General features: G+C 66.5%; 16 protein-coding genes. 11 read left to right on the top strand and 5 right to left on the bottom strand.

Annotated features, from left to right (window positions below):
* The first annotated feature begins 31 nt into the window (after window positions 1-31).
* The 4 genes from F4Y45_14485 to F4Y45_14470 all read left to right on the top strand — a co-directional run bounded on the left by F4Y45_14485 (window position 32) and on the right by F4Y45_14470 (window position 5,701).
* Complete coding sequence (locus tag F4Y45_14485) at window positions 32-1,321, top strand: PQQ-dependent sugar dehydrogenase (protein MXY25710.1); 1,290 nt, start codon at window positions 32-34, stop codon at window positions 1,319-1,321.
* A 53-nt stretch (window positions 1,322-1,374) separates the two neighbouring features.
* Window positions 1,375-2,415: a prolipoprotein diacylglyceryl transferase gene (locus F4Y45_14480; GenBank protein MXY25709.1), complete on the top strand. Its 1,041-nt coding sequence runs from the start codon at window positions 1,375-1,377 to the stop codon at window positions 2,413-2,415.
* A gap of 154 nt (window positions 2,416-2,569) precedes the next feature.
* On the top strand, window positions 2,570-4,417 hold the full coding sequence (locus F4Y45_14475; protein MXY25708.1) for a DUF1800 domain-containing protein: 1,848 nt from the start codon (window positions 2,570-2,572) through the stop codon (window positions 4,415-4,417).
* A 24-nt stretch (window positions 4,418-4,441) separates the two neighbouring features.
* Window positions 4,442-5,701, top strand: a complete 1,260-nt coding sequence (locus tag F4Y45_14470) for a DUF1501 domain-containing protein (GenBank protein ID MXY25707.1) — start codon at window positions 4,442-4,444, stop codon at window positions 5,699-5,701.
* Window positions 5,702-5,732: 31 nt separating this feature from the next.
* Here the strand turns inward: F4Y45_14470 and F4Y45_14465 are convergent, their stop codons facing one another.
* The gene (locus tag F4Y45_14465; protein MXY25706.1) at window positions 5,733-6,227 is read right to left on the bottom strand and encodes a hypothetical protein; all 495 of its coding nucleotides are present in this window, start codon (window positions 6,225-6,227) and stop codon (window positions 5,733-5,735) included.
* 108 nt (window positions 6,228-6,335) lie between these two features.
* On the opposite strand from F4Y45_14465, the gene F4Y45_14460 reads away from it, so the two are divergent.
* The 5 genes from F4Y45_14460 (at window position 6,336) to F4Y45_14440 (ending at window position 11,518) form a co-directional block, all read left to right on the top strand.
* Window positions 6,336-7,676: a beta-lactamase family protein gene (locus F4Y45_14460; GenBank protein MXY25705.1), complete on the top strand. Its 1,341-nt coding sequence runs from the start codon at window positions 6,336-6,338 to the stop codon at window positions 7,674-7,676.
* Between the two features lie 15 nt (window positions 7,677-7,691).
* Window positions 7,692-7,856, top strand: coding sequence for a DUF4175 domain-containing protein (locus tag F4Y45_14455; protein MXY25704.1), 165 nt, complete (start codon window positions 7,692-7,694; stop codon window positions 7,854-7,856).
* 107 nt (window positions 7,857-7,963) lie between these two features.
* The gene (locus F4Y45_14450; GenBank protein MXY25703.1) at window positions 7,964-8,263 is read left to right on the top strand and encodes a YciI family protein; all 300 of its coding nucleotides are present in this window, start codon (window positions 7,964-7,966) and stop codon (window positions 8,261-8,263) included.
* Window positions 8,264-8,331: 68 nt separating this feature from the next.
* Window positions 8,332-10,098 carry a hypothetical protein gene (locus tag F4Y45_14445; GenBank protein ID MXY25702.1) on the top strand — a complete coding sequence of 589 codons (1,767 nt, stop codon included), beginning with the start codon at window positions 8,332-8,334 and terminating at the stop codon, window positions 10,096-10,098.
* Window positions 10,085-11,518, top strand: coding sequence for a hypothetical protein (locus F4Y45_14440; GenBank protein MXY25701.1), 1,434 nt, complete (start codon window positions 10,085-10,087; stop codon window positions 11,516-11,518). Before F4Y45_14445 ends, F4Y45_14440 begins: the two co-directional genes overlap by 14 nt.
* A 4-nt stretch (window positions 11,519-11,522) precedes the next feature.
* Here F4Y45_14440 and F4Y45_14435 read toward each other — a convergent pair whose 3' ends face one another.
* Window positions 11,523-12,362, bottom strand: a complete 840-nt coding sequence (locus F4Y45_14435; GenBank protein MXY25700.1) for an outer membrane beta-barrel protein — start codon at window positions 12,360-12,362, stop codon at window positions 11,523-11,525.
* A 162-nt stretch (window positions 12,363-12,524) separates the two neighbouring features.
* On the opposite strand from F4Y45_14435, the gene F4Y45_14430 reads away from it, so the two are divergent.
* Window positions 12,525-13,085, top strand: coding sequence for a hypothetical protein (locus tag F4Y45_14430; protein ID MXY25699.1), 561 nt, complete (start codon window positions 12,525-12,527; stop codon window positions 13,083-13,085).
* A gap of 18 nt (window positions 13,086-13,103) precedes the next feature.
* Here the strand turns inward: F4Y45_14430 and F4Y45_14425 are convergent, their stop codons facing one another.
* Window positions 13,104-14,489 (bottom strand): hypothetical protein, encoded by a 1,386-nt coding sequence (locus tag F4Y45_14425; GenBank protein ID MXY25698.1) that lies wholly within the window; start codon window positions 14,487-14,489, stop codon window positions 13,104-13,106.
* Between the two features lie 99 nt (window positions 14,490-14,588).
* A complete protein-coding gene (locus tag F4Y45_14420) occupies window positions 14,589-16,373 on the bottom strand; it encodes a PQQ-binding-like beta-propeller repeat protein (GenBank protein ID MXY25697.1) in 1,785 nt (594 codons plus the stop codon).
* A gap of 131 nt (window positions 16,374-16,504) precedes the next feature.
* Between F4Y45_14420 and F4Y45_14415 the strand changes: the two genes are divergently transcribed.
* Window positions 16,505-16,963, top strand: coding sequence for a hypothetical protein (locus tag F4Y45_14415; protein ID MXY25696.1), 459 nt, complete (start codon window positions 16,505-16,507; stop codon window positions 16,961-16,963).
* Between the two features lie 28 nt (window positions 16,964-16,991).
* Here the strand turns inward: F4Y45_14415 and F4Y45_14410 are convergent, their stop codons facing one another.
* Entirely contained in the window at window positions 16,992-17,183 is a 192-nt protein-coding gene (locus tag F4Y45_14410; GenBank protein MXY25695.1) for a hypothetical protein, read from the bottom strand.
* Window positions 17,184-17,247: the final 64 nt, after the last annotated feature.

Here is a 17,247-nt window from a genome sequence, read left to right as displayed (position 1 = left end):
CCGTACTTAACGTTCACGGTTGTCGGATAGCATGGGCCGGTGGCCGCGGGCGGCCGCCGGAGGCACGACTATGAAGAGACGGACCACGCTCCTCACCGCGACGCTGCTGGCGTTCGTCTGCTCGACCGCCCCCGGCGCACAGCAGGACGGTCCGGACCCCGAACCGGAGCCGTTTACGGCCGAGGGCATCCCGGCCGTTCCGCTCCCCGACGGTCCGCGCGAGTACGAGACGGCATCGGGACAGCGGATCCGGGTGGTCGTCGTCACGGAGGGGCTGCGCTATCCCTGGGGCCTGACGTTCCTGCCGGACGGAAGCCTGCTCGTCACCGAGCGCCTCGGCACGCTGCGGCGAATCCGCGACGGCGCGCTGGACCCGGATCCGATTGCCGGCGTTCCCGAGGTCTTCACCGGAAGTCCGCTCGCGGGGCTGATGGACGTCGCCGTGCACCCGGAATTCGCCGACAATCGGTTCGTCTACCTGACCTACTCGAAGCCCGTCGAGGACGGGTCGCGGGTCGCGCTGGCCCGCGGACGCTTCGAAGGCGGAGCGCTCTCGGAGGTCCGCGATCTGTTCGTGTCGGAAGGGACCACCGCGGGCGGCGCCGCGCGCCTCGCGTTCGCGCCGGACGGCATGCTCTACATGACGGTCGGGGGAGCGTTCGGCGGAATCCGATCGAACGCCCAGGACGCCGCAAGCCACGCCGGCAAAGTGCTCCGGCTGCGCGACGATGGAACCGCGCCGGACGACAACCCGTTCGCCGGTCAGGAAGGGTTTGCGCCCGAGGTCTTCTCGCTCGGCCACCGTAACCCGATGGGCGTGGCGATACACCCTGAAACCGGCGACCTATGGGCGAGCGAGCACGGCGTAATGGGCGGCGACGAAGTGAACATCATCCTGCCGGGTCGCAACTACGGCTGGCCGGACGTCTCCTACTCGCGGGAGTACTTCGGCCCCCGCGTGGCGGAACGGCCCTGGCAGGAGCAGTTCGAGCAGCCGGAGATCGTATGGTTACCCTCGATCGCGCCCTCCGGGCTCGTCTTCTACACCGGGGATCGGTTCCCCTCCTGGCAGGGCGACCTGTTCGTGGGTTCGCTGATGGTCGGCCGTGTCGAGCGCACCGGCCACCTGGAGCGGATCGAGTTCAATCGGCAGGGCCTGGAGTTCCGCCGGGAATGGTTGCTGGCCGACCTCCGGCGGCGCATCCGCGACGTCAGGCAGGGTCCCGATGGCCTCCTGTACGTCCTGACGGGTGGCGCGTTCCTTACCAACGATCCGGACGGCAGCGAAGCGGCCCTGCTGCGCATCGAACCGGCCGAGTGATGGGCCGCGCCGACTGCGGCGGCCCGTTGTAGTACGTCGACGGGGAAGCACGCATGCTGGGGCCGTACACCCATCGGATCGACCCGATTCTGCTCGATCTGGGCGGCCTCTACCTCTGGTGGTACGGCTTGGGCTTTGCCCTCGGCTTCCTGGAGCTCCACCTGTTCCTCAGGCGCGGCGGCGGTCGGCTGCGGCTGTCGCCCCGCGAGGTGTGGAGCCTGAGCCTGTACATCACGATCGGCGTGCTGGTCGGGGGACGCGCCGTCGAGATCGCCTTCGACGAATGGCCCTTCTATCGCGAGCACCTGCACCTGCTCCCTGCCTGGTGGCTTGGTGGGATGGCGACGCACGGTCTGCTGCTCGGCGGGGCGCTGGCCGCGGCGGCATTCGCGCGCCGGCACGGGAAACCGTTCCTGCTGGTGGCCGATGCTCTGGTCATTCCGGCCGCGTTCCTGATGGGCATGGGACGCATAGGCAACTTCATCGACGGGCAGATCGTGGGCGCCGTGACCGATGTCCCGTGGGCGGTCGAGTTTCCTTACGCGGAGGGCTTTCGCCATCCCGTCGTGCTCTACGACGGGGCCAAGAACCTGCTGCTCATGGCGTATCTGCTACACGTGCGGCGGGTCAACTCGACTCCCGGCGCGGTCGCCGCCCGCTTCGTCTTCTGGTACGCATTCCCGCGCTTCTTCATTGACCTGTTCCGCGAGTACCCCACCCACCGCCTCGCCCTCGGCACCGGTCAAACCCTGAACATCGTCATGGCCGTGATTGGCGCCGCGGGCCTCTACCGCTCGCGGCTGCGCCGGCTGGGTCGGCTCCGGGGCAGCGCCAGCTGGGGGCTCCGCGCCGCGGCCGGCATCGGCCGGCCGGACCATGCCCCGCCGCTCGCCTGGCAGCGTCTTGCGTTCGCCGGCCTGCTGGCGTTCTGCCTCACGATTCCCAGCAACTGGACCCAAGACATCCCGGCCCGCTACGGCGCGCGGCATCCAGGCCTTGAGCACTCCTGGCTGTATCCGGCGATCGACACGGCGCCGACGGCGTCTGGGGATGCGGGCGAGACCGATGCATCCGCTCCGAACAGCGAAGAATGACCCGGCGAGACCGGCGGAGCCTTGTCCGGTTGGCTGCCCCTGTTGCTCCTGCGAGCTTGACAAAGCCGCGCGGGCGTCCACAATGGAGATTCCGGCGGGGACGAGGTGTGCCTGCCCCGAGGGGACGGACCGCCGGACCGAGGAGATGCGACCGATGCCGACTCGACACCGCCGTTCCGCCGTGGTCGCCGCCGCCGCGCTGGCGCTTCTTGTCAGCGGCCACGCCGCGACGGCCGGCGCGCAGGACTGGGATCCCGGACCCGCTTCCTGGACGGGGGACCTGACCGCCATCACCGCGGCGGACTGGAACTACGACCGCGCCGAACACCTGCTCGGGCGCGCGGGCTTCAGCGGTACGCCGGAGGACGTCCAGCGCCTGGCGGACATGACACCGGACGAGGCGGTCCGCTCCCTCGTCGATTACGACGACATCCCGAACGACCATCTACTGCCGTTCGAGCACTCGGGCTTTTGGGACGAGACGCTGATGAACTTCCCGCCCAGCCGGCCCGCCGCGACCGACCTGGCCATGGTGCGCGGCGAGAGCATGGGCATCCGGGTGAAGCCTGAGTTCGTCAACCGCCACATGCAACCGGTCTCCGACCGCTTCTTCTACTGGCTGCGAGCGAGCGCGCTGGAAACCCGCCGGGTCGGCTACTGGTGGGCGGAGCGGATGCTCGACACCAACCGCCCCCTCGAGGAGAAGATGGCCCTGTTCTGGCACGGGCACTTCGCCACCGCTCAGAACAAGGTCCGCGACTACCGGAAGATGCTGCTTCAGGTCGAGACATTCGAGCGTCACGCGACCGGGAACTTTGGCGAGCTGGCCGTCGCCGTTGCCCAGGACCCGGGGATGCTCTACTACCTCGACGCCGGCGTGAACGTGAAGGGCGCCGCCAACGAGAACTTCGCCCGCGAGGTGATGGAGCTGTTCACGATGGGCGTGGGCAACTACAGCGAGCAGGATGTCCGCGAGGCGGCACGGGCGTTCACGGGCTGGAACTTCGTGAACCTCGACTTCGTCGTCAACCAGGACCAGCACGACGAGGGCCCGAAGACCTTCCTGGGCCACACGGGCAACTTCGACGGCGTGGACGTGCTCCACATCATTCTGGAGCAGCCGATCACGGCCGAGTACATCGCGGCCAAGATCTACCGCTTCTTCGTCCGGGAGGACCCGTCGCCGGAACTGCAGGCCGAACTCGGCGACGTCCTCCGCAACCACCATTACGAGCTCAAGCCGCTCCTGCGGACGATTTTCCTGTCACGCGACTTCTACAGCGAGGCGAGTTACGGCGCCCATATCAAGGGGCCGGTCGAGCACGTGATCGCGATGCTAAGACAGCTTGGCGCCCCGGACGTGCCCGGCGTGCCGGACTTCAACCGCACCACCATCGGCCTGGGCCAGCACCTGCTGAATCCGCCGTCGGTCGCGGGCTGGGCGCAGGGCCGGTCGTGGATAACGCCGGCGCTCCTGCAGGAACGGGGCAACGTCGCCTTCGAGTACCTGTTCCCGGACATCATCGACTTCAAGGATCCGAACTTCCTCTCCCCGACCGGGGACGGGCTGGTGGGCGAGCGCCTGCGGCGCGGCTTCGACTACGGCGCCGCCATCGCCATCGACGGCGATCCGAACCAGATGACCGCGTTCGACCTGTCTGCCCTGGAGCGGGACGAGATGTTCAACACGCGGGTCTCCGGCTACAAGGCGTGGGCCGAGGCAGGCCGCAAGCTGATTCCGACCCCGCGCGGTGCGGCCCGCTTCGACATGAGCCGGATGGTGCTGGATGCGGGGGCGACGACCGCCACCGAGGCGGTCGACCATCTGCTCGGGCGGTTCCTGCGGGTCCCGATATCGGCGGAGATGCGCACCGGCCTGGTGGAGCTTCTGGAAGAGGAGCTGGGAACCTCGGATCTCCAGCGCGCCCGGACCTACCTGGAGGACCCGCTGCGTATGGTGACCCATCTCATCATGAGCACGCCGGAGTACCAGATCGACTGACGTCCGAAATAGAGGTGCACGACCATGACCCTGACCAATCGCGGCAAGAAGCTGTGTGACGCCAGCGGGGTATCCCGCCGGCAGGCGCTCAAGATCGGCGCCAAGGGGATCGGCCTCGGCCTGCTGGGGAGCGGGCTGGGGCCCCTGCCGCCGCTGTTCGGCGCCACGTCGGAGGCGCTGGCCGCCACCGAGGGCAAGATCCTGGTGGTGTTCGAGTGGTTCGGCGGCTACGACGGCCTGAGCACGTTCGTGCCGTACGGCGACGACGAGCTGTACCGGCGCCGCCCCACGATCGGCGTCCGGGAGGCCGACGTGATCAAGGTGGACGAGCACTTCGGCTTCCAGAAATCGATGGTGGGCATGCACCGCCTCTGGGAGGAGGGCAACTGCGCCGTCATTCACGGGGCGGGTTACGACCAACCGTCGTTCTCCCACTTCGCCTCCAGCTCGTTCTGGCACACCGGCGCTCCGAACAGCGGGGAAGCCTATGGCTGGTACGGCCGGACCGCCGACGCCCTCGATCCGTCGGGCAGCCCCAACTTCCTGGTGAACGTCGCGTCCGCGCAGTCACTCGCCGTGCGGGCCCACGAGCACGTCCCGGTGGTCTTCCAGGATCCGGGCGCGTTCCGGCGCGATCTGTTTCATCCCCAGAGCCCGTACGTCGAGCAGCTGGGGAACGGCCAGGCCGCCCGCGGCGAAATCCACAAGTTCCTGCTCGACGTCAACCAGAGCGCCCGCGAGGCCTCGGCCCTTGTGAGCGAGGCCTGGGCGAACTACAACCAAGGCCGCAACACGGAGCTCCGGCTGCTGGACCTCGACAAGGTCGTCGCGCTCATCGAGAACGACTTCCCGGCCCGGCTCTACTACGTGCGGCTGCGCAACAGCCTCTTCGACACGCACGTCAATCAGGAGAGCCCCCACAACCGCCAGGTGCAGTACTGCTCCGACGCGGTCTGGGGCTTCTTCGAGGAAATGAAGCGCCTCGGCAAGCAGGACGAGGTGTGCGTCTTCATCCACAGCGAGTTCGGCCGGCGCGTGCCCGAGAACACCAACCTCGGCACCGACCACGGCACCGCCAACGTGTCGTTCGTGCTCGGCGGCGGCGTGAACGGCGGCCAGTACAGCACGCCGCCCAGCCTGACCGACCTCGTGTACGGAGACAATCTGCAGTACACGACCGACTTCCGGCGCGTCTACGCCTCGCTCATCGAAGGGTACCTCGGCCATTCCAGGTCGGAGGACATCCTCGGGGGCAGGTTCGATACGCTCGGGATGTTCGCGTAGGGGCGCCCCGCGCCTCGAGGGAGAACGCGCTTCAGTCCAGCCGTTTCTGGATGTTGCGCAGTTCGGCGATATCCAGCCGGTCTTGTGGTCCGCCGGCACGCCGCTTCATGGAGATGAGGTCGTTTATCGACGCCACCAGGAACGTGCGCTGATCGACCGTCACGTCGACCGCCCGCTGCCTGAGTCCATAGAACCCGTCGCTCTCGCCGACCAACAGGTATACCTCCATGCTGCCGTCCGCCGTCTGGAAGCGCAGTGCCAGCATGCCCTTCTCCCGCCGCCAGCGACGGACTCGCTCGACATCGCGGATCCGTTCAACAGGTTCCGGAATCCGGGGGCGGGCTCCGAGTGACCACAGCAGGTCGACCGTTGCCCGCCAGGAAGCAGGCCTCAGACTGGGCACCAGATCCAGATCGAAAGTTACACGCGAACCGCCGTGCAAGGCCGCGGCGACTCCACCGACAATCACGAATTCAACGTGACGGTCGTGAAGCGCATTAAGAATCCCGAGGAAGCCGCTCTTCATGCGTGTGCTGTTCCGTCCGAGCCTGGCGAAGCAAGGTCAGTTCACGGACGCGCTCGCTGAGCATCCGCAGCCGCGCTAGAAACGATTGGCTGTCGAGCGGCCTGATCGGTGAGTCGTCCGGCCGGATTCCGGTCCAGTCGGCGCGGTGATTCCCGGAAGGCTGCATCCCCGCAGTATAGTCGGAGCGTCACCGTGATTTCCCGGTTCATCATCGTTCTTCTCGCCTTTGGCGGTCTTGCTGGCGGTGGCAGTCCGGTCCGGGCACAGGATCTGCCCACTGCAGTCCCGGAGTCGGTCGGCCTGTCGTCCGAACGACTGGACCAAGCAACACGCGGGCTGCAATCCCATGTAGACGCCGGAGACATCGCCGGCGTCGTGGCCGCAGTAGCCCGGCACGGCCAACTCGTCTATCTCGAAGCCCTCGGCGAGCTGGACCGCGAGCGCGGCCTCGCGATGCGCGACGACGCCCTGTTCCGCCTCTACTCCATGACGCGGCCTATCACGAGCCTTGCCGCGATGATCCTTTGGGAGGAGGACCGCTTCGAGCTCGACGATCCCGTTTCGGTGTATCTGCCCGAGTTCGCGGATCAGCGCGTCTTCGCCGACGCGTCCAACCCCGACCTGACCGCGACCCGGCCGCGGCGTGCCGAGATGACGGTCGAGCACCTCCTGCTGCACACGTCCGGACTCGGCAGCCGAAGCTCGTCCATCTATCGCGCCGAACAGGTCCGGCTACGCTCCATCACGCTGCCCCAGATGGTTGGCAACGCCGCCCGCGTGCCGCTCTTCGAGGATCCAGGCACGCGCTGGCGCTACGGCATCTCCACCACCATCCTCGGCCGGCTCGTCGAGGTCTGGTCCGGGCTGCCGTTCGACGAGTTCCTTCAGGAGCGGATCTTCGAACCACTCGGCATGACCGATACCGTGTTTCGGGTCGATGCCCCCCGAGCCGATCGCTTCGGACCGGCGTACCGTCCCGGGCCCGACGGCGAGCTGCGGCCGCACGCAATTGAGGTAGTGCCGTTCACCGACCAGCCGGCTTTGATCGAGGGCGGCGTCGGCCTAGTCTCTACCGTGCGCGACTACCTCCGCTTCTCGCAGATGTTTCTGAACGGCGGCGAACTCGACGGTGTGCGCGTTCTTCAGCCGGCTACCGTCGCCCTGATGACCGTCAACCGGGTTCCCGACGCTCTCCTGCCCATCGGCTTCGGCAGCCCGCAGCCCGGTCGTGGATGGACCCTCGGGTTCTGTGTCGTCATGGACGCCGACGCGTCTCCCCTCCCAGTCCCCGAGGGCACCTTCTGGTGGGACGGTTCGTCCGGCACCCGGTTCTTCATCGACCCGGTGCAGGACATGGTGACCGTCATCATGGCCGCTGCCTCTCCGGCCTACGGGAACGGTTTTCGGGAGGGATTCGTCGAGGCGGTCTACCAATCGCTGGTTGACTAGGCCGAACTGTTAACAGTGAAGGTCCTCGCTCACGCCGCCGCAATAATCGGGCTGTACCTGGCATTCTCGTTTGCCTTGTTCCTGGGACTCCAGGTCAATCCCCTCTACGGCAACATCGGGTTGGTGGCGTTTGCCGTCCTGGCCGGGCTCTACGTGTACGTGGGCTTCGTCCGCAAGTAGCCATCGCTTACCCGACTGCTTTCCCGGCTGACGGGCGCATTCTGTTCTTGTAGACTCCAAGGCATCGCCGGTTGGCCCTGCAGCCGTCCAAAGGAGGACTGTGCCACATGCATTACGTAGTCTTCGCCACGCAAAGAGAAGGAACGACACAGGAGCGGCTCCGCCTGAGGGATGAATTCTCGGCCTACCTTCACGATCACCCGCAGCACCGTGACGTGACTGTTCATCATGCCGGGCCGACGCTCGACGAGAGCGGAGGGACTCCGAACGGCCTGATGCTGGTGCTGGAAGCTCCCTCGCTCGACGCAGCACGCGCTTTCGTGACCGACAGTCCCTACTGGCAGGCGGACCTCTTGGCCGAATCCCACATCAGGCCCTGGAACTGGTTGACGGGCCGACCCGGCTAAGCGCACGGCGCGCCAACCGCCTCAGGGCGTGAGGTTCAACGGGACGCGCAGGACCCGGACGGGGGAACCTGGTGACCGACGGTGACGCGCGGCGCGCTCCAACCGTTCGCTACCAGCCCGACGAGAATCCCCCGGCAGCCCTGACCCTCGGCTCCGGCGTCCAGCTCGTCGTTCTCGGACTGGCCAGTATCGTCCTGATCCCCACCATCGTCATCCAGACCGCAGGCGGGACGGAAGCGTACCTGTCCTGGGCCGTGTTCAGCGCGGTCGCCGTCAGCGGCATCTCCACGGCGCTGCAAGCGGTACGGCTGGGCCGGATCGGAGCCGGTTACGTGCTTGCGATGGGCCCCGCGGGCGCTTATATCGGCGTCTGCGTCAGCGCCCTCATCGAGGGGGGTCCGGCGCTGCTCGCCACTCTGGTCGTCGCATCGTCACTTGTCCCGATCGTCATTTCGATGCGGCTTTCCCTGTTCAGGCGGCTTCTGACCCCGACCATCGTCGGTACGGTCAACATGCTCGTACCGGCTACCGTGCTGCCGGTCGTATTCGGCCGCCTGACCGCCGTGCCAGGCGACGCGGCACCTCTCGACGCGCCCCTCACCGCGTTGGCGACGATTGCCGTCATCAGCACCATCTCTCTGAAGGGGAGCGCGACGCTCCGCCTGTGGGCTCCCCTCATCGGGGTTGTAGTCGGCTCGGTGGTTGCCGGATCGCTGGGCCTGTACGATCCGGATCGCGTCGGCCGGACGCCGTGGATCGGCCTGCCGGAGGGTGGCTGGCCCGGTATCGGCCCCGACCTGGGCCCGGCGTTCGTGGAGCTCTTTCCCGCCTTCGTTTTCGTGGCCCTCATCGGCGCCATCCAGACGATCACCGGGGCCGTCGCCATCCAGCGCGTGTCGTGGCGCCGGCCGCGGGCCGTGGACTACCGGGCGGTCGAGGGGGCGGTGGCCGCGGACGGTATCGGCAAGCTGCTGTCCGGACTCACGGGCATAATGCCGACCCAGACCATCGGAGTCAGCGTCCCCACCGTCGAGCTGACGGGAGTCGCGGCCCGCCGCGTCGGAATCGCCGGCGGTTGCGTGCTGATCGCCCTGGCGTTCCTGCCCAAACTGATTGCGATGATCCTCGCGATACCCAGCCCGGTCGTCGTCGCCTACCTGACCGTCGTGCTGGCGATGAGCTTTGTCCGCGGCATGACGGAAGTCGTGCAGGGCGGAATCGATCATCGCAAGGCACTCATCGCCGGCGTGGCATTCTGGGTCGGCGTCGGCTGCCAGAACGACCTGATATTCCCCGAGCTGCTGGCGGAACTCGCGGGTGGCCTGCTGCAGAACGGGATTACGGCCGGCGGTCTCGCAGCCATCTTCATGACCCTGTTTCTGGAAGCGACGGCGCCCCGCCGCAGTCAGATCGAAGTCGAGCTCGATCCGTCCGTGTTGCCGAAGATCAGGAAGTTTCTGGGCGCGTTCGCATCCCGGAACGGCTGGGGAACGAAGATGGTCGACCGTCTCGACGCCGCCAGCGAGGAAACGTTGCTGACGCTTGCCGGTCAGGATGAGAAGCGGGAAGACCGCGACCGGCGGCGCCTGCTGCTGAGGGCCCGCAAGGAGAGCGGTGGCGCCGTCCTCGAGTTCATTGCGGGAGCTGGCGAGGAGAACGTTCAGGACCAGATCGGACTGCTGGCGGACAGGCCCGACGACGTGCTGATGGAGCGGGAAGTCTCGCTTCGACTGTTGCGCCACATCGCGTCCTCCGTTCGCCACCAGCAGTTCCACGACTCGGATATCGTGACGATCCACGTCGAAGTCCCGGAGGCGAGCCGTGGCGGCCGCTGAGAGCCCGACCAGCCCGCGGACGTTCGTGCCGCGCCTGCTCGCGGGACCGCTGGCGTTCGCCATCGTCTACGCCGTACCGCTGAACGGCCTGGCGCCGGAAGCGCACTTCGCCCTGAGCAGTTGCGCCTGGACGGTGGTGTGGTGGGTGACCATGCCGGTGCCGTGGGCCGTCAGCAGCTTCCTGCCGCTCGTTCTGCTTCCGCTCGGTGCGATGCCCTTCTCCGAGGTAGCCGCCCGGTACGGCCAGGTCATCCTTCCCTGGCTGCTGGGCATCATGCTCTTCGGGCACGCGTTTCAGAAACACGGCCTGGCGCGCAGAATCGCCTTGACCGCGCTCTGCCTGCCGGGAGTGGCGGGTTCCGGCAGCGGGCTCATACTCGCGATCCTGGTCGTGTCGGCGGTGATGTCCGCGGCGGTCAGCGACCTGGCGGTCATCGTGACGGTGACACCGGTCGTCTTGTCGCTCACCCGGTCCGTGGCGCCCGGCGCGTCGCGGATGGCCGCGGCGGCGAGCCTGGCCGTTCTGTACGGTGCGGCCGCCGGCGGACTGGCAACACCGGCCGGCATCGTCTTCAACGCGCTGACCGTTTCGTTGCTGGAACAGTTGACCGGCTACAGCGTCACGTTCGCACAGTGGACATCGACCGGAGTTCTCCTGACGGCCGCTCACCTTCCGGTCTGCTACTTGATCCTGAAGTTCATGCTGCGGCCCGAGGCGTACGACATCTCCGACGCCCGCGCCCGCTTTCGGAAGGAACTCGAACAGCTTGGACCGATGAGCCAGGGGGAAAAGAACGTCCTGTTCGTGCTGATCCTGATGCTGGTCCTGTGGACCCTCCCCACGATCGTCACGGCCGAGTTTCTCGACATCTGGTACGTGCCTCCGGTGGCGATGGTGCTGCTCTTCCTGCTTCCGGCGGATACCAGGCGAGGCGAAATGACCCTGGAGGCGAAGGACTTCCAGGAAGGCGTCGGGTGGAACGTGCTGTTCCTGGTCGTCGGCGGGGCGGCGCTCGCCGACGTGCTGGCCAGTCTGGGCCTGCTCGATTGGCTGGTCGCCATGCTCACGGGCAACGTCACCGCGGGAGCGTTACCCTGGGTGGCGGGCCTGGCCACGCCAGCGTTGACGCAATTGGCCAGCGGCACGGCGACGTCCGTGATGGTCTCCACGATGCTCTTCCCGATTGCGGAGGCTCTCGGCTACAACCCCGCGATTCTCGCGCGGATTATCGCGGGGACCGCGCAGGCGGTGGCGCTTCCCTGGTCCAGCCCGGCCGTGGCCGCGACGTTCGCGTTCGGAGCGGTTGGATTCGGGACGATGTTCAGAGTCGGAGCCGTCGCCACCGTCGTCACGTCGGTCCTCGTGATCGTGCTGAGCATGATCCTCGTGCCGGCGCTACAGGCGTTCACTGCAGGTTGACGCGTCAGAATTCGACCCGGAGCGTAGCCAGCACACCGTGTGTGCGGAAATCGGCGGTCGTCTCGTTGATGGGGACCTCTACCTCCGACCGGTTCCCGCGGTGGTACCGCACTATGAGGATGTCGCCACCAGCCGCAGTGCCCACGGATCCGGCGTCCGTGTAGCGGTACGCCACGTCGAAGCGCACGCGGTCAGCCATGGGGACCGCCACACCGACCGTCACCATGCCCGTCGCCGACCGGCCGCGGCCCGACGGCAGGCCGGTGAACGGCACCTCTCCCGCCGGCCCCCGCCGCAAGTAACCCGCCGCATCATCGGGATCAGGAAACCGCTGGACGAAGTTGTCCAGGCGGTAATCCGTGAACCCAATACCGGCGCCTACGTACGGCTCGATCTGCAGGCCTCGTCCGATCGGCCAGACAGCAACGTCATAGAACCCGGCCGCCAGAAGTTGCCGGGTGCGCAGATCGGCCGCTGCGGGCTGGACCGCACCCGCCCGAGGGTAGTTGGCCGTGCCGCGGAATTCGAACTGCCGGGCCATGCCGAATCCCACCTGGAAGCGGAGGCGCGGCGTGAAGCGATACCCGGCGGCGGCCTGCGACAGCAGCACGGTATCGAAGTCGCCGATTGTGAACAGCTCTGGCCGGCCATACAGCGGGGCGTGGCCTTCGTCAGCGCCGTCGGCGAACCGGGCGCCCTGCGCGGCCAATGCCGCCAGCCCGATGCTGATGTACGGGCCGCGTGGCGGGGGCGTCTGGGCGTGCGCCGCCCGCAGCCATGGCGTTGCTCCCGGGGCAAGCACCAGCAGCGCCGCAAACAGGACGCCGAACGCTGACGATCTCATGGGAAGTTCCGCCCGGATTGTGGCCGAATACCAACGGGCGACCCTGGGAGTGAGCCCGCGGGGATTGACTTATAGTCTAGTCGAACCGCGTCATGACCGAGGACGACTGTCCGGCCCCGGCCGTAGCTCCTGACTCCAGCCGCCATACAAAGGAGTGATCACATGGTTTCCGCCTTCAGCCTCTGGCTGCCGATCCTGGTGTCCGCCGTACTCGTCTTCGTTGCGAGTTCAGTCATCCACATGTTTCTCAACTGGCACAAGAACGACTTCCAGGGCGTGCCCGACGAGGACGGCGTCATGGACGCCCTGCGCGGTTTTGACCTCCAGCCGGGCAACTACTCGATCCCCTATGCGAAGAGCATGGAAGTGCTCAGGAGCAAGGAGTTCCAGGCCAGGGCCGAGCGGGGTCCCTGCGCATTCATGACCGTGCTGCAAGGCGGCGGTCCTTCCGGGATGGGCAAGCAGTTAGCGCAGTGGTTTGCGTATTGCGTAGTCGTGGGTCTGTTTACGGCCTACGTCACCGGGCTGGCGCTCGGGCCGGATGCCGCGTACCTGTCCGTCTTCCAAGTCGCATCGACCACAGCCTTCATGGGCTACGCCCTCGCGCACGCCCAGGACGCGATCTGGCTGTCCCAGGGCTGGGCTGCGACCGTGCGCAGCATGTTCGACGGGCTGATCTACGGCCTGCTCACCGGAGGCGCCTTCGGATGGCTGTGGCCATGACGAGCTGAACGGGACTCCCTATTCGCCCGCAAGCCGGCTTGGCTCGGAACGGCCTAGAAGGACCACGGCGTCAAACGACATTACGAGATTCCAATACTCCCACCCAGCCGGATAAGACTGCAGTGCGTTCAGTCGCGCTTGTCTCAGCGGTGCGCGCAGCCCTCGAAGGTCGAACAATGTCCAGTCTGCTACGGCGGCGGAGCGAAATGGCTGCAGCGCTCTCTGTTGCTCCCAGGTGCAAGGTCTGGGAAAGTCCCCGGGAGAAGTATCCTGGCAGTTGATAATCGCAAGGTTCAGCATCTTCGATCCCTCAGCGATCGCCAATTCCCCGACAAAATTAGCGAGTGTAGAGGAGCCGAAGTCATGCATCAATCCGCGGGCGGCATGGTAAGCACCGAGCCGGAACATCACGCGCGGCTTCGGTTCGCCTTCTTCCTTCGCAGCTTCGTATTGGCGCAAGAAGAGCTCCTTCTTGAGGTCGCGACTCGTGTGTTCCTGGGGGGCGGTAATTCGCCAACGCAACGCATCAAGTATGTAGCGCACCTCGGTCTCCGGCTTGGCTCCCGCCTGCTGGATGACTTGCTCGATGGCACTTCGGAAGGCACGAGTATTGTAATCGCCGCTTCTCTCCGCAGCCCCTACTTCCTCCAACAAGGACTGTGCGGCCTGTCGCTGCGCGAGCCGCGGCGACAGCGCCGCCAGCCTTTCCAGTAATGGAGCGGCTCGATACTCGGCATCCAGTCCCCAAATCAAAGGAGCCGCAGACTTCCGGTGTGGGCCGCTGACGCTGCCAAGTAACTTGTAGAAGGCAACATCCTCCTCCGAGATCGGCGGCACGCTATTGTTCGGCAGACGAGGCAAGGTTGCCTCCCGGAAATGAGCAAGGGCCTGTTGATCGGCGAATCTTGCGAACTTGTCGAGCCTGTCGCCGAGCCAAGGGCCAGCTTCGACCGCTACGTGCTTGTAGCCCAGAGGGACGAGCTCCCGCCAAAGAGCGCCCGCTAGAATCGGGACCTCCCGGACATCATGCTCTTCGCCGATGAATACAAATTGGGCCTCGGCCGCCTCGGCGCGAAACCACTCCGCCGCAGGCCCTTCGAGCCTTCCCTCAGCACCCAGGGCGACCTCGAGGGCGCTCTGTTCCAAATAGGCGGCGACAGTCTCGTGGATTCCCCAGCCTGGCACCTCGTCCATCTGCTCCCGCGTGGTGCCGCGCTGGGTGCCAGCCGTGTCTCTTGCCGGCGTCAGTGCATTCGAAACAGAACGAATCTCGCGCTCAAGATCCTCGCGCGTCGGGTCCATGCGCTCGATAATCCACACGACTCCACCAAGCAGCGCGGTTAACAGTGCGAGCGTCACTGCCGCTACCGCAATCCACTGCCCGACGGAGAATTCGACTTTCATGCCCCTCGAGGATCGCGAGTGTCTACACGAGCATCGCGCGAGCGTCAGTAGTCTACGCTCATGTCTGCACTACTCTGGACTCTGGCAGACAACTATGGGTCACTCAGACAGGGTGAAGACGAAGAGGTTGTTCCCGGTGCTGGGGCGTAGTTCCGGCGTCAGTTCCAGAAAGCGACCATAGCCGGTGCTGACCGCGACGTACTGCCGGCCGTCCACCGCGTAAGTGATAGGGAAGCCGGAAACGGGCGAGCCGAGGTTGACTTCCCACAGGATCTCACCCGTCTCGTGGTCGAAGGCCCGGAATCGTCCGTTTACGTCGCCGCCGAAGATGAGCCCGCCCCCGGTGGCCGCGAGCGCCATGGTGGCGGCCCGCTGCTGGTAGTTCCAGACCACCTCCCCGGTCTCGGCCGAGATCGCCTGGACGCTCCCGACCTGGTCGGTCCCGGGCGCGATCTCGGGGCGCCAGGCGATGGCGTAGAGCCGGCGGGCCTCGTCCAGCTCGTCAGGCTCGGCCATTGCCATCATCTGGGAGCAGACGTTGCGTAGCGGCATGTACATCGTGTTGGTCAGCGGGCTGTAGGCTCCGGCTTCCCAGTCCTTCCCGCCGCTGGCGTGCGGGCAGGCCAGCACCGTCTGGCCCTGGGAGGTGAAGATCAGCTCCGCGTTCTCGGTCACCGCGCCGGTCGCGCCGTCGATGCCGCTGACGACGTTCTGGACGATGGTCGGCGTCGCCCACAGGAACTCCCCGGTCTCGCGGTCCAGGGTGTAGACGATGCCCGTCTTGCCGGGAATGCCGGTCACGACGCGCCGCTCCTCGCCCGGTTGCAGCCGCGGGTTGATCCAGCTCACGGCGGACGGATCCGGCCGCACGGCGGTATCGACGAGCAGGCGCTCGAACGGGTGGTCGAGATCCCAGTGGTCGTTCATGTGCTGGTAATACCAGACGATCTCGCCGGTATCCCCGTGCAGGGCGAGGGTGGAGTTGTGGTAGAGGTGTGCAAGGTCCGTGCCTCCAAGCATGTACTTCGGCGCCGGCGACGTAACCGACGTGCCGACGTAGACCAGGTTCAGCTCCGGGTCGTAGCTCGGAACCATCCACGAACCGACATGCGTCCTCTGCTCGAACGGGACGTCGCCCCACGTCTCGTCGCCCGGCTCGCCGGGGGCCGGAATCAGCCGCCGACGCCACAGCTCCTCGCCGGTCGCCGCATCGTGCGCGGTGATGACGCAACCGTTCGGGCCGCCGCGCGGGTCGCAACTCCGTCCGGAGAACACCCTTCCGCCGGAGACGATCGGCCCCGACGTCTGGTTGGCCGGGTTCACCTGGTAGTCGAGAATCTCGGTGTCCCACACCACCTCGCCGGTCTCCGCGTGCAGGGCGAAGATGTGGTCGTCCATGCTGGTATCGATAATCAGCTCGCCATGGATGGCGATGTTCCGGTTGGTGTCGATCAGCGTGCCGATCATGTAGTCGGCCAGATCGTCGGGGCGATCGCGGCGGTGCTCCCAGATCAGATCGCCCGTCACCGCGTCTATGGCCTGGATGATGTCGCGCGGGTTCGGCATGAACATGACGCCGCCACGAACCAGCGGCGTCCCCTGCTGGCGCCCTGGCTGGAGGGCGCGTGACCAGACCAGCCGGAGGTCGGCCACGTTGTCTCGATTGACCTGGTCGAGCGGGCTGTAGCCCCAGCCGTCGAGCGTCCGGCGCCACATCAGCCACTCGTCGGGGCTCGGGTTCTCGAGTTCCACGTCGGTGACCGGCCGGATGCGATCGGCGTCCTGCGCGAACAGCACGGGCCCGATCACGCCAGTCACGAAGATGGCGGCAATGCCGCAGGCGAGAAACCTCAGCAGAAACGACGGCCAGCCGGGTGCGGGCATGCTGCCTCCTCTCCGTACCGAGATCCTGGCCGATTATGCCACCGGCGCGTGAGCCCAAGTGGTGATCCGTGCGGTTCGGACGGATTTCGGTTAGTGTTCCGTCATTGGCCGATTCAGAAAGGAAAACAGTCATGAGAACCACTCTTCTCGCCCTCGTCATCACCCTCGGTTTGGGCGGCGCGGCCTACGCGCAGGACGATCCCGCGCCCTGCGGCCCGGCCGGCGGCCTCGCCGCGGAATTCGCGAAGAACGTCGCGCCGGATTCCCGCTGCTTTGAGATCCGCATGTACACCGCCGAGCCGGAGAGGGACGGCGCGGGCGGCATCGACAATCTGCACCGGCGCTTCCGCGAGGGCGAGGTGGAGTTGTTCGAGAAGCACGGCGCCGTGATCGTGGGGAACTGGCAGAGCCTGGAGAATCCCAACACGCTCATCTGGATGCTGGCCTACCGCGACCGGGCCCACCGCGACGAGGTGTTCGCCAACTTCCTCGCCGACCCGGACTGGAAGGAGCTCCTCGCGAAGTACCAGGTGCCGATTGAGATCGAGGCGTTCATGATGAGCGCGGCCGACTACTCCAACATGAAGTAGCCCGGTCACCCGGTCGCCCCAGTCGGTCTCAGTTCCTACGTGGTGCGGCGCCGCGATGCAGGCCCGTCGCCTGCCGCTCGGACTCCACATCCAGCGCCCACTGCTCCAGGTCGACGTTGCGCGCACGCAGCGACGACTGAAGCTTCTCGAGCGCCGCCAGCGCATCCCCGCCTCCGGCGGGTTGTTGCCTTGGATCGCTCCGGATGTCCTTCTCGTCCATCTGGTCTTTCACCCTTGGTCGATGGTACAGGAGCACACCGATGCACAGTGTTCCGAACGCGGCT

It is taken from the genome of Acidobacteriota bacterium (assembly GCA_009838525.1).
Taxonomy (GTDB): Bacteria; Acidobacteriota; Vicinamibacteria; order Vicinamibacterales; family UBA8438; genus VXRJ01.
Note: the sequence above shows the minus strand (reverse complement) of the source record. Positions and strands in the feature narration are given on the sequence as shown.

Coding starts and splice junctions, on each gene's coding strand:
- F4Y45_14425 (MXY25698.1), bottom strand. CDS start 14,489: ATGAAAGTCGAATTCTCCGTCGGGCAGTGGATTGCGGTAGCGGCAGTG.
- F4Y45_14470 (MXY25707.1), top strand. CDS start 4,442: ATGACCCTGACCAATCGCGGCAAGAAGCTGTGTGACGCCAGCGGGGTA.
- F4Y45_14480 (MXY25709.1), top strand. CDS start 1,375: ATGCTGGGGCCGTACACCCATCGGATCGACCCGATTCTGCTCGATCTG.
- F4Y45_14430 (MXY25699.1), top strand. CDS start 12,525: ATGGTTTCCGCCTTCAGCCTCTGGCTGCCGATCCTGGTGTCCGCCGTA.
- F4Y45_14410 (MXY25695.1), bottom strand. CDS start 17,183: ATGGACGAGAAGGACATCCGGAGCGATCCAAGGCAACAACCCGCCGGA.
- F4Y45_14475 (MXY25708.1), top strand. CDS start 2,570: ATGCCGACTCGACACCGCCGTTCCGCCGTGGTCGCCGCCGCCGCGCTG.
- F4Y45_14415 (MXY25696.1), top strand. CDS start 16,505: ATGAGAACCACTCTTCTCGCCCTCGTCATCACCCTCGGTTTGGGCGGC.
- F4Y45_14420 (MXY25697.1), bottom strand. CDS start 16,373: ATGCCCGCACCCGGCTGGCCGTCGTTTCTGCTGAGGTTTCTCGCCTGC.
- F4Y45_14435 (MXY25700.1), bottom strand. CDS start 12,362: ATGAGATCGTCAGCGTTCGGCGTCCTGTTTGCGGCGCTGCTGGTGCTT.
- F4Y45_14450 (MXY25703.1), top strand. CDS start 7,964: ATGCATTACGTAGTCTTCGCCACGCAAAGAGAAGGAACGACACAGGAG.
- F4Y45_14485 (MXY25710.1), top strand. CDS start 32: ATGGGCCGGTGGCCGCGGGCGGCCGCCGGAGGCACGACTATGAAGAGA.
- F4Y45_14465 (MXY25706.1), bottom strand. CDS start 6,227: ATGAAGAGCGGCTTCCTCGGGATTCTTAATGCGCTTCACGACCGTCAC.